The organism is Streptomyces sp. NPDC001204, assembly GCF_053598035.1.
In genome coordinates, this window is sequence record NZ_JBSFJL010000007.1 from 221959 (window position 1) to 238010 (window position 16052).

General features: G+C 73.7%; 14 protein-coding genes. 11 read left to right on the forward strand and 3 right to left on the reverse strand.

Annotated features, from left to right (window positions below; all coding sequences use genetic code 11):
* Nucleotides 1-7 precede the first annotated feature (7 nt).
* From ACWC91_RS12960 to ACWC91_RS12980, 5 genes are all read left to right on the forward strand, one after another.
* On the forward strand, nucleotides 8-1198 hold the full coding sequence (locus ACWC91_RS12960; protein WP_450640356.1) for an acyl-CoA dehydrogenase family protein: 1191 nt from the start codon (nucleotides 8-10) through the stop codon (nucleotides 1196-1198).
* Nucleotides 1199-1225: 27 nt separating this feature from the next.
* Nucleotides 1226-2827, forward strand: coding sequence for a 4-coumarate--CoA ligase family protein (locus ACWC91_RS12965; RefSeq protein WP_225074635.1), 1602 nt, complete (start codon nucleotides 1226-1228; stop codon nucleotides 2825-2827).
* Entirely contained in the window at nucleotides 2824-3558 is a 735-nt protein-coding gene (locus tag ACWC91_RS12970; RefSeq protein ID WP_225074636.1) for an enoyl-CoA hydratase family protein, read from the forward strand. The genes ACWC91_RS12965 and ACWC91_RS12970 overlap by 4 nt, the downstream gene beginning before the upstream one ends.
* A complete protein-coding gene (locus tag ACWC91_RS12975; RefSeq protein WP_281154137.1) occupies nucleotides 3546-4175 on the forward strand; it encodes a TetR/AcrR family transcriptional regulator in 630 nt (209 codons plus the stop codon). Before ACWC91_RS12970 ends, ACWC91_RS12975 begins: the two co-directional genes overlap by 13 nt.
* A gap of 246 nt (nucleotides 4176-4421) precedes the next feature.
* Nucleotides 4422-5450, forward strand: a complete 1029-nt coding sequence (locus ACWC91_RS12980) for an isopenicillin N synthase family dioxygenase (RefSeq protein WP_281154136.1) — start codon at nucleotides 4422-4424, stop codon at nucleotides 5448-5450.
* 49 nt (nucleotides 5451-5499) lie between these two features.
* On the opposite strand, the gene ACWC91_RS12985 is transcribed toward ACWC91_RS12980, so the two are convergent.
* The gene (locus tag ACWC91_RS12985) at nucleotides 5500-6600 is read right to left on the reverse strand and encodes a citrate synthase 2 (RefSeq protein WP_141360206.1); all 1101 of its coding nucleotides are present in this window, start codon (nucleotides 6598-6600) and stop codon (nucleotides 5500-5502) included.
* A 390-nt stretch (nucleotides 6601-6990) separates the two neighbouring features.
* Here ACWC91_RS12985 and pdxH point away from each other — a divergent pair, with 390 nt between their 5' ends.
* From pdxH to ACWC91_RS13015, 6 genes are all read left to right on the forward strand, one after another.
* The gene (gene pdxH, locus ACWC91_RS12990; RefSeq protein ID WP_225074639.1) at nucleotides 6991-7668 is read left to right on the forward strand and encodes a pyridoxamine 5'-phosphate oxidase; all 678 of its coding nucleotides are present in this window, start codon (nucleotides 6991-6993) and stop codon (nucleotides 7666-7668) included.
* Nucleotides 7669-7762: 94 nt separating this feature from the next.
* Nucleotides 7763-8518 carry an SIS domain-containing protein gene (locus ACWC91_RS12995; protein ID WP_225074640.1) on the forward strand — a complete coding sequence of 252 codons (756 nt, stop codon included), beginning with the start codon at nucleotides 7763-7765 and terminating at the stop codon, nucleotides 8516-8518.
* A gap of 268 nt (nucleotides 8519-8786) precedes the next feature.
* A complete protein-coding gene (locus ACWC91_RS13000; protein ID WP_450640358.1) occupies nucleotides 8787-10217 on the forward strand; it encodes a PAS domain-containing protein in 1431 nt (476 codons plus the stop codon).
* Between the two features lie 420 nt (nucleotides 10218-10637).
* Entirely contained in the window at nucleotides 10638-11330 is a 693-nt protein-coding gene (locus tag ACWC91_RS13005; RefSeq protein ID WP_225074642.1) for a metal-dependent transcriptional regulator, read from the forward strand.
* Between the two features lie 456 nt (nucleotides 11331-11786).
* Entirely contained in the window at nucleotides 11787-12689 is a 903-nt protein-coding gene (locus tag ACWC91_RS13010) for an alpha/beta fold hydrolase (RefSeq protein WP_225074643.1), read from the forward strand.
* Nucleotides 12686-13531 (forward strand): class I SAM-dependent methyltransferase, encoded by an 846-nt coding sequence (locus tag ACWC91_RS13015; RefSeq protein WP_450640359.1) that lies wholly within the window; start codon nucleotides 12686-12688, stop codon nucleotides 13529-13531. Before ACWC91_RS13010 ends, ACWC91_RS13015 begins: the two co-directional genes overlap by 4 nt.
* A gap of 12 nt (nucleotides 13532-13543) precedes the next feature.
* Here the strand turns inward: ACWC91_RS13015 and ACWC91_RS13020 are convergent, their stop codons facing one another.
* Nucleotides 13544-15154, reverse strand: coding sequence for a transporter (locus tag ACWC91_RS13020; RefSeq protein ID WP_450640360.1), 1611 nt, complete (start codon nucleotides 15152-15154; stop codon nucleotides 13544-13546).
* On the reverse strand, nucleotides 15151-15945 hold the full coding sequence (locus ACWC91_RS13025) for an ABC transporter ATP-binding protein (protein WP_450640364.1): 795 nt from the start codon (nucleotides 15943-15945) through the stop codon (nucleotides 15151-15153). Before ACWC91_RS13025 ends, ACWC91_RS13020 begins: the two co-directional genes overlap by 4 nt.
* Nucleotides 15946-16052: the final 107 nt, after the last annotated feature.

Below are 16052 nucleotides of genomic sequence, written 5' to 3' on the forward strand. Positions count from 1 at the left end.
GACGACCATGACCCCCGTCACCGAATCCGAAGAACACAGGGACCTGCGCGCCGCCGTGGCGGCCCTCGGCAAACGCTACGGCCGTGCCTACCTCACCCGCACCGTCGCCGAGGGACGTCCCCCCACCGAACTCTGGTCCGAGGCCGGCAAACTCGGCTACCTGGGCGTCAACCTGCCGGAGGCGTACGGCGGGGGAGGCGGCGGCATCACCGAACTCGCCATCGTCCTGGAAGAGCTGGGCGCCGCCGGCTGCCCCCTGCTGATGATGGTCGTCTCGCCCGCCATCTGCGGCACCGTCATCGCCCGGTTCGGCACGGAGGAGCAGAAGCGGGCGTGGCTGCCCTCGCTGGCGAACGGCACCCGCACCATGGCCTTCGGCATCACCGAACCCGACGCCGGCTCCAACTCCCACCGCATCACCACCACCGCCCGCCGCGACGGCGGCGACTGGGTGCTCACCGGCCGCAAGGTGTTCGTCTCCGGTGTCGACATCGCCGACGCCGTCCTGGTCGTCGGCCGCACCGAGGACGCCCGCACCGGCCGCCTCAAGCCCTGCCTGTTCATCGTCCCGCCGGACGCGGACGGCTTCCAGCGGCATTCCATCGACATGGAACTCACCGCCGCCGAGAAGCAGTTCGAGCTGGTCATGGACGATGTGCGGCTGCCCGCCGACGCGCTCGTCGGTGGGGGCGCCTCCCACGCTCCCGGCAGTGGGGGAGAGGACGCGGGCCTGCTGCAACTGTTCGCCGGACTCAACCCCGAGCGCATCATGACGGCCGCCTTCGCGATCGGCATGGGGCGTCACGCGCTCGCCCGGGCCGTGGAGTACGCGCGCGAGCGCACCGTCTGGAAGGCCCCCATCGGCTCCCACCAGGCCATCGCGCACCCGCTCGCCCAGGCCCACATCGACCTGGAACTCGCCCGCCTGATGACGGGGAAGGCGGCTCACCTGTACGACGCGGGCGACGACGTGGGCGCCGGAGAGGCCGCCAACATGGCCAAGTACGCCGCCGGTGAGGCCTGTGTGCGGGCCGTCGACCAGGCCGTGCACACCCTCGGCGGCAACGGCCTCACGCGCGAGTTCGGGCTCGCCTCGCTGATAACGGCCGCGCGCGTGGCTCGTATCGCCCCGGTGAGCCGGGAGATGATTCTCAACTACGTCTCCCACCAGACCCTGGGCCTGCCCAAGTCGTACTGACCCGCCCGTCGTGTGCGAGGAGGAACCGTGTTCCGCAGCGAGTACGCAGACGTCCCGGCCGTGGAACTGCCCATCCACGAGGCCGTCCTGGGCCGAGCCGCCCGGTTCGGCGGGGCCCCCGCGCTGATCGACGGCACGGACGGCACCACTCTCACGTACGACCAGGTGGACCGCTTCCACCGGCGGGTCGCCGCCGCGTTCGCCGAGGCCGGCGTGCGCAAGGGCGACGTCCTAGCCCTGCACAGCCCGAACACGGTCCTGTTCCCCGTGGCCTTCTACGCCGCCACGCGCGCGGGTGCCTCGGTCACCACCTCCCACCCGCTCGCCACGCCGGAGGAGTTCGCCAAGCAGCTGAAGGACTCGGCGGCCCGCTGGATCGTCACCGTCTCACCGCTGCTCGCGGCGGCCCGGCGGGCGGCCGAACTGGCGGGCGGGGTGGAGGAGATATTCGTCTGCGACAGCGTCCCCGGGCACCGCTCGCTCCGCGACATGCTCGCGGGCGCCGCTCCCGAACCGGCCGTGGACATCGACCCGGCCGAGGACGTCGCGGCGCTGCCGTACTCGTCGGGGACGACCGGCACCCCCAAGGGCGTGATGCTCACCCACCGGCAGATCGCCACCAACCTCGCCCAGCTCGAACCGGCGATCACGGCAGGGCCCGGCGACCGGATCCTCGCCGTGCTGCCCTTCTTCCACATCTACGGGCTCACCGCCCTGATGAACGCGCCCCTGCGCCAGGGCGCCACCGTCGTCGTGCTGCCCCGCTTCGAGCTGGAGACCTTCCTCGCGGCCATCCAGGACCACCGCATCACCGGCCTGTACGTGGCCCCGCCGATCGTGCTCGCCCTCGCCAAGCACCCGGCCGTCGCGGGCTACGACCTGTCGTCGCTGAAGTACGTCGTCAGCGCGGCGGCCCCGCTCGACGCCCGGCTGGCGGCGGCCTGCTCCCGCCGGCTCGGCCTCCCACCGGTGGGCCAGGCCTACGGCATGACCGAACTGTCCCCGGGCACCCACGTCGTCCCGCTGGACGCCATGCACGACGCGCCCCCCGGCACGGTCGGCCGGCTCATCGCCGGCACCGAGATGCGCGTCGTCTCCCTCGCCGACCCGGACAAGGACCTCGGCACCGGCGAGCCGGGCGAGATCCTGATCCGCGGGCCCCAGGTGATGAAGGGCTACCTGGACCGGCCCGACGCCACCGCCGCGATGATCGACCCCGACGGCTGGCTGCACACCGGCGACGTCGGGTACGTGGACGGCGACGGCTGGCTGTTCGTCGTCGACCGGGTCAAGGAACTGATCAAGTACAAGGGCTTCCAGGTGGCGCCCGCCGAACTGGAGGCCCTGCTGCTGACCCACCCGGGCATAGCCGACGCCGCCGTCATCGGTGTGCACGACGCCGACGGCAACGAGACACCGCACGCGTACGTGGTGCGCCGGCCGTCCGCCGACGGCCCGTCGGAAGCGGAGGTGATGCTGTACGTCGCCGAACGCGTCGCCCCCTACAAGCGCGTCCGGCACGTCACCTTCCTCGACGCGGTGCCCCGCGCCGCCTCCGGGAAGATCCTGCGGCGGCGGCTGCGGGACCAGGGGCCCGAACAGCCGCGGGAAGCGGGGGAGCGGCCGTGACGACGATCGCACGCACGCGCGCGCGTGCCGTCGAGACCCTCAGCCTCGACTCGCCGGGCAACCGCAACGCCCTGTCGGCGGCGCTCGTCGGGGAACTCGCCGCCGCCCTCGCCGACTGCGCCGAGGACGCCGCCGTGCGCGCCGTCGTCCTCACCCACACCGGCAACACCTTCAGCGCGGGCGCCGACCTGCGCGACCCTCCCCGGCCCGACGCGCTGGTCGCCCTGCTGCGGCAGATCGTCGAACTGCCCAAGCCGGTCGTCGCCCGGGTCACCGGACACGTCCGCGCGGGCGGCCTCGGTCTGCTCGCGGCCTGCGACGTCGCGATCGCCTCGAACCAGGCCACCTTCGCGTTCACCGAGGTGCGCATCGGGGTGGCCCCCGCGGTCATCTCGCTGCCGCTGCTGCCCCGAGCCGACCCGCGCGCGCTGGCCCGCCACTGCCTCACCGGGGAACGGTTCGACGCGGCCGAGGCGGTCAGGGCCGGGCTGGTGACGGCGGCCGGGGACGACGCCGACGCCGTACTTGAGCCGATCCTCGACGGTCTGCGCCGCTCCTCCCCCCAGGCTCTGGCCGAGACGAAACGGCTGCTCACGGCTAGGGTGCTGGAAGCCTTCGACCGGGACGCGGCCGGCCTGACCGCGCTCTCGGCCCGGCTGTTCTCCTCCGCGCAGGCGCGCGAGGGCATGACGGCCTTCCTCGAACGACGGGATCCGGAATGGGCGGTGTGACCACACACGACCGCGCGGAACGCGCCCCCAAGCAGGACCGCAGCCGGGCCACCCGGCAGCGGCTCCTCCAGGCCGCCGTGGCCTGCCTCGCCGAACACGGCTGGGCCGGGTCCACGGTCTCGGTGGTCGCCGAACGCGCCGGCGTCTCCCGCGGCGCCGCCCAGCACCATTTCCCCACCCGCGAGGACCTGTTCACCGCCGCCGTCGAGTACGTGGCCGAGGAACGCTCCACCGCCCTGCGCGCCCTGTTCCCCGAGGGCGCGGCCGGCGACCGGCGAGCCGTGGTCGGCGCCCTCGTCGACCTCTTCACCGGGCCACTCTTCCGGGCCGCGCTCCATCTGTGGGTGGCCGCCTCCAGCGAGGACCAACTGCGCTCCCGCGTCACCGAGTTGGAGGCCCATGTGGGCCGCGAGACACACCGCATAGCGGTCGAGTTGCTGGGCGCGGACGAGGCCCGCCCCGGCACCCGCGAAACCGTCCAGGGCTTCCTCGACATGGCCCGCGGCCTCGGCCTCGCCAACCTCCTCACCGACGACACCGCCCGCCGCGAACGCGTGGTGGCCCAGTGGGCGGCCCTGCTGGAGGAGGGGCTGGGCCGCGGGCCGGCGACCGCGTGAACCGGACCACACCCGTGTCGCCCGCCCCGCAGTACCCTGTGCGCATGCTTCTGCTGCTCGTGCGACGCCGCCACGTGGACTACGTGCGCGTCACGAGCATGGGCTGTCGGCGCTCCGCCTGACCCCGGCCCTTTCCGCGGCGACCCGATCGCCCGCACCTCTCACGCGGTTCCTCTCATCCGGCACCCGCGCCGCGCGCCCACCCATGGCGGCGGCCGGGACCCGTACACCCTGCGGACGTGACCCATGACGAACACGGCGACGACCCCGTCGTACGACCAGCTCCCCATCATCGACCTCGCCGCGGCCGACCGCGGTCCGCGTGAACGGGCGCTGCTGCACGAGCAGTTGCACGGCGCCGCCCACGACGTGGGCTTCTTCCAACTCGTCGGGCACGGCGTCACCCGGGCCGAGACCGACGCGCTGCTCGACGCGATGCACGCCTTCTTCCGGCTCCCCGAGGCCGACCGCCTCGCCCTGGACAACGTCAACTCGCCCCACTTCCGCGGCTACACGCGCACCGGGGACGAGCTCACCGGCGGTGCCCGGGACTGGCGCGACCAGCTCGACATAGGCGCCGAGCGGCCCGCCCGCGTCCCCGGGCCGGGCGAGCCCGCGTACTGGTGGCTCCAGGGCCCCAACCAGTGGCCGGCCCCCCTGCCCGAGCTGCGCACCGCCGCGCTCGCCTGGATCGACCGGCTCGGCGCCGTCGCCCGCAGGCTGCTGCACGAACTGCTCAGCGCCATCGGCGCGCCCGCCGACTTCTACGACCCGGTCTTCGGCGCGCACGCGCACCCGCACCTCAAGCTCGTCCGCTACCCCGGCAGCGCCGGCGACGGCACCGACCAGGGCGTCGGCGCCCACAAGGACTACGGCTTCCTCACCCTGCTGCTCCAGGACCGGATCGGCGGGCTCCAGGTGCAGCGCGCGGACGGGCTCTTCCACGACGTGCCGCCGATCGAGGGCGCGTTCGTCGTCAACCTCGGAGAGCTGCTGGAGGTCGCCACCAACGGCTACCTCGTGGCCACCAACCACCGGGTCGTCTCCCCGCCCGGCGCCACCGAGCGGTTCTCGGTGCCCTTCTTCTACAACCCGCGCCTGGACGCCCGCATCGCCCCGCTGCCCTTCCCGCACGCCTCCACCGCGCCCGGCGTCACGGACGACCCCGGCAACCCGCTGTTCGCGGAGTACGGCTTGAACGAGCTCAAGGGCAAGCTGCGCGCCCACCCACTGGTCGCCCAGCGGCATCACGCGGAGCTGCTGAGCCCCGCGTGACGCCGGTTGTGCCGCCGAAAGCGCCGACCGGGTGCGGTGAAGCGCCCGGTCAGCGCGCGATGCCGTCGTAGCCCGCGATCTCCCGCGGGCTGCGCGGACCGGGACCGACGTAACGGGCGGAGGGGCGCACCAGCCGGCCGGTGCGCTTCTGCTCCAGGATGTGCGCGGACCAGCCCGCGGTACGCGCGCACGTGAACATCGACGTGAACATGTGCGCCGGCACCTGGGCGAAGTCCAGCATGATCGCCGCCCAGAACTCGACGTTCGTGGCCAGCACCCGGTCCGGACGGCGGCTGTGCAGCTCCTCCAGGGCGGCCTTCTCCAGGGCCTCGGCGACCTCGTACCGCGGGGCGCCGAGCTCCCGGGCGGTACGGCGCAGCACGCGCGCGCGTGGGTCCTCGGCCCGGTACACCCGGTGGCCGAACCCCATCAGCCGCTCACCGCGGTCCAGGGCGTTCTTGACGTAGCCCTCCGCGTCCCCGGTCCGCTCGATCTCCTCGATCATGCCCAGGACCCGGGAGGGCGCGCCGCCGTGCAGCGGGCCGGACATGGCGCCCACCGCGCCCGACAGGGCGGCCGCCACGTCGGCGCCGGTGGAGGCGATGACGCGGGCGGTGAACGTGGAGGCGTTCATGCCGTGCTCGGCGGCGGACGTCCAGTACGCGTCGACGGCCGCCACGTGCTTGGGATCCGGCTCGCCCCGCCAGCGGATCATGAACCGCTCGGTGATGGAGCGGGCCTTGTCGATCTCCCGCTGCGGCACCATCGGCACGCCCTGCCCGCGCGCCGACTGGGCGACGTACGACAGCGCCATGACGGCGGCCCGCGCCAGATTGTCGCGCGCCTGCTCCACGTCGATGTCCAGCAGCGGTTTGAGGCCCCACACCGGGGCGAGCATGGCCAGCGCCGACTGGACGTCCACGCGGATGTCCCCGGAGTGCACGGGGATCGGGAACGGCTCGGCGGGCGGCAGGCCCGGATCGAAGGCGCCGTCGACCAGCAGCCCCCAGACGTTGCCGAAGGAGACCTGACCGACGAGTTCCTCGATGTCGACACCCCGGTACCGAAGGGCGCCGCCCTCCTTGTCCGGTTCGGCGATCTCCGTCTCGAACGCGACGACTCCTTCGAGACCGGGTACGAAGTCGGACATCAGGCGGCTCCTTGTGGTCTGTGCGACAGGCGGTGCGACAGGGACGACTGGGGCTACTGGGACGGTGTGGCGACTGTGAAGGTGTGACGGCTGTGACGGCTGTGACGAGGGGGCGACTGGGACGGCGATCAGGTGAGGGACGTCGGGAATCGGGCCGTCCGCCGGCGGATCCACGGTCGCGTCCCGTGACTCGCGGTCCATGGCGGGCATCCCAGTGGGCATCCCTGTGATGCCCCGTGCGGCCGGCTGTCACCCCATTGGAGCGACAGCAGCACCATAACCCCGAGTGCCACAAAAGGGGAGTGGAGCGGCACTCAGTGCCACCCGGGACCGTGGTGGAGGGCGAGGGTACCCCGCGAAGGCGCCAGGTGGATACGGCAAGATGACCGCGTGACCGACCGAGAAGCCGGTGAAACCGCCCCCTTCGACCTCGCCTCCATGCGCATGCACTACCGGGCCGAGGGGCTGACCGAGGCCGACCTGGCCGCCACCCCCGTCGCCCAGTTCGCCCACTGGTTCCAGCAGGCCGCGACCGAGGCCCGGCTGTTCGAGCCCAACGCCATGATCGTCTCCACCGCGGACACCGACGGCCGGCCCAGCTCCCGCACGGTGCTGCTGAAGTCCTTCGACGAGCAGGGCTTCGTCTTCTACACCAACTACGGCTCCCGCAAGGGCCGCGACCTCGCCGGGAACCCGTACGTCTCCCTGCTCTTCCCCTGGCACCCCATGGCCCGCCAGGTCATCGTCCAGGGCGTGGCCCGCCGCACCGGCCGCGACGAGACCGCCGCCTACTTCCGCACCCGCCCGCACGGCTCCCAGCTCGGCGCCTGGGCCAGTGCCCAGTCCACGGTGATCGCCGGCCGCGCGGAACTCGACGCCTCCTACGCCGACCTGGCCGCCCGCTACCCCGAGGGCGAGCAGGTGCCCGTACCGCCGCACTGGGGCGGCTTCCGGGTCGCCCCGCGGTCGGTGGAGTTCTGGCAGGGCCGCGAGAACCGCCTGCACGACCGCCTGCGGTACGTCGCCGAGCCGGACGGCGGCTGGCGCGTGGAGCGGCTGAGCCCCTGACGCACCCCGGTCGCGGGCGCCGTATTGACATGGCTCTGGTCCAGACCTCACCGTGATCCGCGACACACAGTCGCCCCGAAGGGACGGACCTCGCATGAGCGACCGCACGCCGGCCGGCCAGTTCCTCGACGCCGCCATCGGCCTGCTCCAGCGGGTCCGGGACGAGGAGGCCGAGCGGATCGCGGCCGCCGGGACACTTCTCGCCGACACCGTGGCCGCCGGCGGCCGCCTGTTCGCCTTCGGCGCCGGCCACTCCTCCCTCGCCGCCCAGGACCTCGTCTACCGGGCCGGCGGCCTGGCCCTGATGAACCTGCTCGCCGTGCCCGGCACCGTCGGCGTCGACGTCGTGCCCGCGACCCTCGGCTCCGCCCTGGAACGCGTCGACGGCCTCGCCACCGTGGTCCTGGACAGCTCCCCCCTCCGCTCCGGCGACGCCCTGATCGTCATCTCGCTGTCCGGGCGCAACGCCCTGCCCGTGGAGATGGCCGCGCACGCCCGCGCCCTCGGCGTGCGGGTCATCGGCGTGACCTCGGTGGCCTACGCGACCGGGACCACCTCCCGGCACGCCTCGGGGACGTTCCTGAAGGACCACTGCGACATCGTCCTCGACTCCAAGATCGCGGTCGGCGACGCCGAACTCACCCTCGACACCGTCGCGGCCCCCTTCGCCCCCGCCTCCACCGTCGTCACCTCCGCCCTCCTCCAGGCGGTCATGGCCACCACCGCCGGCGTCCTCGCCGACCGCGGCATCGAGCCCCCGCTGCTGCGCTCCGGCAACGTCGACGGCGGCCACGAGTGGAACGGCCTGATCTTCGACCGGTACGCCGACCGGATCTTCTACCGGCACTGACCCGGACCGCACGCCGCGTACCGATCGGGCTGGCCCGGCCCGGCCCGGACCGCACGCCGCGCACCGATCGGGCTGGCCCGGCCCTCGGCCGACCCGGACCGCACGCGCGCGTCCACGGCGTCGATCCCGGCACACGGGAATTTCCCCGGACGGCAATTCCTTCAATGTTCTGGGAACCCGGTGTGTGCTGGGTCACGTTCCAGTTGAATGATGGGCAGTGAGCGAAACGACGCGCCGTACGTGCGGACGCAGCCTGCAGGGGGTCCAGGTGAGTGCTTCCCGGCGTAGTGGGACCACCGACGAGCTGGGGCCGGACGAGCCCGAGCCGGAGCGGGACGGTCCGCGAGGCTTCGACACCCACGGCGGCTCCGACCTGCTGGCCGCCCTCCTCGACGGCATGGACGCGGCTCTGTGCGCCTTCGACGCCGACGGCGTCCTCACCCACTGGAACCGCGAGGCCGAGCGCATCCTGGGCTGGACCGCCGCCGAGGCCGTCGGACGGCAGGGCTTCGCCGGCTGGGCCGTGCGCAGCGCGGACGCCGAGGAGGTCGAGGGGCGGCTGATGTCCGCCATGCACGCCCCCGGACGCCAGGTGCACGAGTTCGCGCTGCTCACCAAGGACGGCGGCCGCGTCCTGGTGCGGACCCAGTCCGCGGCCGTGCACGGACCCGACGGCAAGCCCGCCGGCCTGTACTGCGCCTTCAGCGAGGTGCACGCGCAGATCGACCTGGAGCGCTCCATCGCGCTCAGCGAGGCCCTGCTCGAGGACGCCTTCTGGGGGGTCGTCCTCGTCGACGCCGACCTGCGGCCCGCCGTCGTCAACGCCTACGCCGCCCAGGCCCTCGGCACCGGCCGCACCGCCGCCCTGGGCCGGCCGCTCGGCGAACTGCTCACCCAGGGCCTGGAGGAACTGGAGAGCGCGCTCACCCACGTCCTGGCCGAGGGCGCCCCGCCCGCCCCCGCCGAGTTCTGGGTGGGCGTACGCACCCCGGAGGGCGACCGGCGGCGCTGCTGGCGCAGCGGATTCGTCCGGCTCTCCTCCCCGCTCGCCGAGGAACCGGTACCGCTCGGCGTCGCCTGGCTCTTCGCCGACGTCACCGAGGCCAAGCAGGGCGAGCAGGAGGCCGCGATGCTGCGGTTCCGCACCAACCAGCTGCACCGGGCCGCCCACGCCGCCGCCGAGTGCGAGGACCCGGCCGAGGCCGCCACCGTCCACCTCGACTTCGCCCTCGCCGGTTTCGCCGACCACGCCCTGATCGACCGTGTGGCGGGCGGCAGCGCCCCGGCCGACCACGAGACGGCGGCCCCGGTCCGGCTGGTCCGCGTCGCGGCCACCCCCTCCGGCGGCCCCGGGCCCAGCCTGCTCACCGGGCAGGCCGGGCTGCCGGTCCGCTACGGGACGGGACACCCCGCCCTCCAGTGCGTCGACCGCGTCGGCTCCGTACGGGCCTCCGCCGGGGCCGTACCCGCCGACCGGGCGCGTGAGTGGGCCGAGGCCCGGCAGTGGCCGGGCGAGGCCGTGCACGCCCTGTGCGCGGTGCTGCGCAGCCGCGGCCGCACCCTCGGCGTCGTGACCTTCCTGCGCGGCTCCGGCCGCACCCCCTTCGAGCGCGCCGACGCGGCCTACGCCGAGGACGTGGCCGCACGCATCGCCGCGGGCCTGGACCTGGCGCTCCTGGCGAGGGACGGCCGCGCCTGACCGCACGGGGGCGGCCCCGCCGCGACGGCACACGCGTCCCGTGAAAAAAACCTGTTGAGTATCGCCGGTCCGCTTCCTAGGGTGTTGTGCACACACGAAGGGAGGTGATCCGGTAGATGAGTGAGACCCGGACGCGTGAGGTGGCTGCGGGCTAGCGGCCCGTCACCCCACCCTGTGCGGTGCCGGACCAGCGCGTGACAGAGACGTGCGGCCGGCCCAATTTCAAGCAGTCACCCGACCCGCGAGCTGCCGGTACGTCCGGCCGGCTCCTCCGCCGAGGCGGAGGGACCCAGCTCGCGGGTCGTCTGCGTTTCGCGCGGGCCGCCCGGTTGTCAGTGGGATGCGTCAGAATTGACTCCAGGGCCAGCGCACGCGCCGGGGAGCCGCCGGGCCTCCGGCCGAGGTAATCGAGGGGCACGTATGTCCGGACTGATCGACACCACGGAGATGTATCTCCGCACCATCCTCGAGCTGGAGGAGGAAGGCGTCGTCCCCATGCGCGCCCGGATCGCGGAGCGCCTGGACCAGAGCGGGCCGACGGTGAGCCAGACGGTCGCGCGCATGGAGCGCGACGGACTTGTCTCGGTGGCCAGCGACCGGCATCTGGAGCTCACGGGCGAGGGCCGCCGGCTGGCCACGCGCGTGATGCGCAAGCACCGGCTCGCCGAGTGCCTGCTGGTCGACGTGATCGGCCTGGAGTGGGAGCAGGTGCACGCCGAGGCCTGCCGCTGGGAGCACGTGATGAGCGAGGCCGTCGAGCGCAGGGTGCTGGAGCTGCTGCGGCACCCGACCGAGTCGCCGTACGGCAACCCGATCCCGGGCCTGGAGGAGCTGGGCGAGAAGGACGGCGCCGACCCGTTCCTGGACGAGGGGATGGTGTCGCTGGCCGACCTGGACCCGGGGGCCGACGGCAAGACGGTGGTCGTCCGCCGGATCGGCGAGCCGATCCAGACGGACGCGCAGCTGATGTACACGCTGCGCCGCGCGGGCGTGCAGCCCGGCTCGGTGGTCAGCGTGACGGAGTCGGCGGGCGGTGTGCTGGTCGGCAGCAGCGGCGAGGCGGCGGAGCTGGACGCGGAGGTCGCCTCCCACGTCTTCGTCGCCAAGCGCTGAACGGGCCGCCGGTCCGGGCCGCCCGTCCCCCGTCCGTGGGTCAGCGCGTCGAAGCGCAGCGCGCGGGCGCCGGGCGTGCGAGGCTGTCGCGAGAGGCATAGGGCTTGAAGGGGTGGGGGAGAATGTGGCGGAGATGTGGGGAGAGCCCCGGCGCCGTGCGGCGCCGGGGCCCGTCCTCCCCTTCAACGACCCGGAGCCCCGAGCTCTCAGGGTCGTTCCCCTCGGACCCCTTTTCCCCGAGTGGTCCGCCTCCCGTTGAAGATCTCCCCAGGGGGGCGGCGATCAATCCTGACCAGGTGTCACTCGAACGAGGGGTGTTGGTGACGGAGACACAATTTTCGAATAAGTATTCGATAGTCTGAGTGTCTGCGCATAAGGGCCCCCGGGGCCCGCGCTCCAGAATGTGCACGACGGCATGAGGAAGCTGAACACGGTTCCAGGGGGGTGCCAGGACCAATGGTGCGGCGCATCGACGTGACCGGGTCGGGCGGTGTACGGCTCGCGGCCTGGGAGTTCGCCGAGCCCCCGAAGGCCGTGCCGGGGCAGGTGCGGGAGCGGACACCGGTCGGGTCCGGCGTCGGACCCGACCGGACCGACGGAGTGCTGTTACTGCACGGCCTCATGGGCCGTGCCTCGCACTGGGCCGCCACCGCCCGCTGGCTCTCCGGGCGGCACCGCGCCGTGGCCCTCGACCAGCGCGGGCACGGTCAGAGCGAGAAGCTGCCGCAGGCCGCCTACGGCCGTGAGGCCTACGTGGAGGACGCCGAGGCCGCCCTCGAACAGCTCGGGCTCGGCCCGGCCGTCGTCATCGGGCACGCGATGGGCGCGCTGACCGCCTGGCAGCTCGCCGCCCGCCGCCCCGACCTGGTGCGCGCCGTGATCATCTGCGACATGCGGGCCTCCGCGCTCGGCGCCGCCTCCCAGCGGGAGTGGGAGGACTGGTTCCGGGCCTGGCCGGTGCCGTTCGCCGCCCTCGCCGACGTACGGAAGTGGTTCGGCGAGGACGATCCCTGGGTGGAGCGCCCGAACCCGGCACGCGGCGAGTTCTACGCCGAGGTCATGCACGAGAGCGCGGACGGCTGGCGTCCCGTCTTCGAACCGCAGCAGATGCTGACCTCCCGCGAGGCCTGGGTGTACGACGCCCACTGGGAGGAGCTGGCCCAGGTCCGCTGCCCGGCCCTCGTGGTCCGCGGCCTGGACGGCGAACTCGGCCGGGCCGAGGCCCAGGAGATGGTCCGCGTCCTGCCGCGCGGAGAGTACGCGGAGGTGGCCGACGCCGGTCACCTCGTCCACTACGACCAGCCGGAGGCCTGGCGCACGGCCATCGAGCCGTTCCTGGAGGCGGTGCTCACGGGATGAGCGCCGCTCCCACGTCCCCCGCCGTGCCGACGGCCGTCCAGGAGGCGTTCCTGAAGGCCTTCCACGCCGAGCGCCCGGCGGTCACCGCGGACGCCTTCCTCGCCGGGCGGGCGCCCGACGGGCGCTCCAGCTACGAGATCCTGAGCGACCGGGTGGCCGGAGCCCGGCGGGTTCTGGACCTCGGCTGCGGCGACGGCGTACTGCTGGACCTGCTGGCCCGCACCGAGGGGCGGCGGCTCGCCGGCGTGGACCTCTCGCCCGAGGCGCTGGCCCTGGCCCGGCGCCGCCCGTCCCTGCGCGCCACCGCGCTGGCCCAGGCCAGGGCGCAGGGGTTGCCCTTCACCGACGGGGTCTTCGACGCCTGCGTCTGCCACATGGCGCTGATGCTGATGGGCGACGTCGACCGGGTGGCGGCGGAGACGGCCCGGGTCCTGTCGCCCGGCGGCCTCCTGGCCTGCGTGGTCGGCGGCGGTCCTCTCGGCGGGGAGGCGTACGAGCTGTTCAGCGACCTGCTGAGGGCCGCCGTCCGGCGGGCGCCGGTCGAGCAGCGCATTCCGCCGCTGGGGGACCGCAGGACCCGCAGCCACGAGGGGCTCGGCGCGATCCTGGAGCCGGCCGGCTTCGGCGCTCCGGACCGGGAGACCGTCCCGATCGACCTGAGCGGACCGGTGGACCAGGTCTGGGCGGCTCTTTCCGGCATCTACGACGTCGGACCGCTCGACCCGGCCGCCGTCTCCCGGCTGCGGGAGAGCTTCGTGCGGGAGGCGGCCGGGCTCGCCGGGCCGGACGGGCGGGTCCCGTGCGGCTTCACCGTCCACGTGGTGACCGCGCGCCTGCGCTGAGCGGCCCGCGCCTCAGCCCTTGCTGACCGCCGTGAGGATCTCCGGCAGCCGGGCCGCCGTGCGCGGAGCCGCCAGGCGCAGGCCCAGCAGGGTGACCCCCGCCCCGTACGCCGCGCCCACCGGCAGCAGCAGCGGGCTCCAGCTGTCGCCGGTGGCGCTGACGTTCGACCAGATGACGAGGACGATGAACGGCGCGCACAGCAGGGCCGCCGCGACCATGCCGCCGAAGATGGAGACGAAGGCGAGTCCGGCCTGACCGGGGGCCACGTTCTTGTGGCCCTCCTGCGGGATGGAGTACGGGAAGCGGGCCGACGTCCACGCTCCGGTCGCCAGCATCGCGCCGAGCAGGGCGAAGGACAGGCCGAGCACCTCCGGCAGCCGGCGCCACTCGCCGAGCAGGCCCGTCGTCAGCACCGTGACCAGGGTCGCGTACGGCAGGGTGATCAGCAGCAGGGCCAGCGCCCGCGCGCGCAGCTCGGCGTAGGCGTCCCGCGGGGCCGAGATTGTCAGCGCGACCAGCCAGAACGCGGAGGTGTCCTGGCCGAACTGGTTGTACATCTGGATGCCGAGCATGCCCGCGGCGAAGCAGGCGAAGTACGGCGAGCCGGTGCCCTGGACCGCGTTGAACACCGGCACGATCAACCCGATGGCCAGCGAGGTCACCCAGGCCGCCTTGGTCTTCGGATCGCGCCAGACGTAGCGCAGGCTGCGCTCCATGACGGTGCCGGTGCGGCCGGCCGGCAGCCACCGCGCCAGGCCGCCGCCCTCCCGGGCCCGACCGCGCGCGGGAGCGTCGACGGCCTGCAGGGTCGAGGAGTCGGGCGAGGTCATCAGCCCGGTCAGGCTGCGCGCCCACACCGCCAGCAGGGCGGCCAGGGCGGCCGCGGTCAGCGCGAGCTGGGCCACCGCGACGCCGTAGGAGCCCCTGCTCGCCGAGTCCACCGCGCCCACCGCCGAGGCGGGCGGCAGCCACCGCAGCACGTCCGCCACCGGGTCGAGCCGGCCCAGGCCCGCCGAGCCCAGGCGCTGCATGCCGAAGTTGACGACCTGCGCCCCGATCGCGATGACCAGTCCGCTGAGGACCGCGAGGTCCCGTCCCTTGCGGCTGGTCAGCAGCCGGATGTTGGCGGTCGCCACGGCCCGCGCGAGGGCCACGCACACCAGCAGCGTGAGGACGAGGGCGAGGACCGCGACGACGGACGCGGCCGCCCCGCGCGCCACCGAGATCACACAGCCCACCAGCAGCAGCACCGTGAACAGCGGCCCGATGCCGACCAGGGACGCCGCGAGCAGCGCGCCGACCAGCGGCCGCGGTCGCAGCGGCAGCATCACCAGGCGGGTCGGGTCGAGGGTCTCGTCGCCGCTCGGGAAGAACAGCGGCATCACGGCCCAGCCCAGCGCCAGCACGGCCACGCCCAGGACGGCCACGGAGGCGATGTGCGCATGGTCGCGCAGCGCGATCAGGCCGGTCATCTGCAACGCGGCGAACAGCAGCGCGACGACGGCCGAGGCGATGAACGCGGCACGCCGCCCGGCGGACTGCCGGAGCCCGTTGCGCAGCAGCGACAGCTTCAGGCGTACGACGACGGGCGTGATCGAGGGGGCCCGGGTGCCGGCGCTCACCGGGCACCGCCGCCCAGCCAGTCCAGGTCGGAACCGGCGTCCCGGCTCCGCGCGCCGACGAGTTCGAGGAAGGCCTGCTGAAGGGTGGGAGCGTCGCCGCGCACCTCGGCGAGGGTGCCCTGGGCCCGGATGCGGCCGGCGGCCATCACGGCCACCCAGTCGCACAGGGACTCGACCAGTTCCATGACGTGCGAGGAGAACACGACGGTGGCGCCGGAGCCTGTGTACCGCTCCAGGACGCCGCGGATGGTCTGCGCGGACACCGGGTCGACGCCCTCGAACGGCTCGTCGAGGAAGAGGACTTCCGGGTTGTGGAGAAGGGCGGAGGCGAGCCCTATCTTCTTGCGCATGCCGGTCGAGTAGTCGACGACGAGCTTGTGCTGGGCGCCGGCGAGGTCCAGCACGTCCAGCAGCTGCGTGGCCCGCCGGTCCACCTCCTCCCCCGGCAGCCCGCGCAACCGCCCGGAGTACGACAGCAGTTCGCGGCCCGACAGCCGCTCGAAGAGCCGCAGCCCCTCGGGCAGCACGCCGATCCGCGCCTTCACCGCCACCGGGTCCCGCCACACGTCGTGCCCGACGACCTCGACGGTGCCCTGGTCGGGCCGGAGCAGCCCGGTCACCATGGAGAGCGTGGTGGTCTTCCCGGCCCCGTTGGGCCCGACCAGCCCGATGAACTTCCCGGCGGGCAGTTCGAGATCGATCCCGGCGACGGCGACCTGCTGCCCGAACCGCTTCCAGAGCCCCTGCACACGTACGGCGCTTGTACCCACTGCGACTGCTCCCTCCGTCAGCACGAACCCTACGGGGGAACACCCTGCCCGAGGGGTGCGGGACCGCGCTGATCTGCAGCTCCGCCGGGCCTGGGCCCGGGGCGGGCCGCCATGCGGGACCGGCGGAT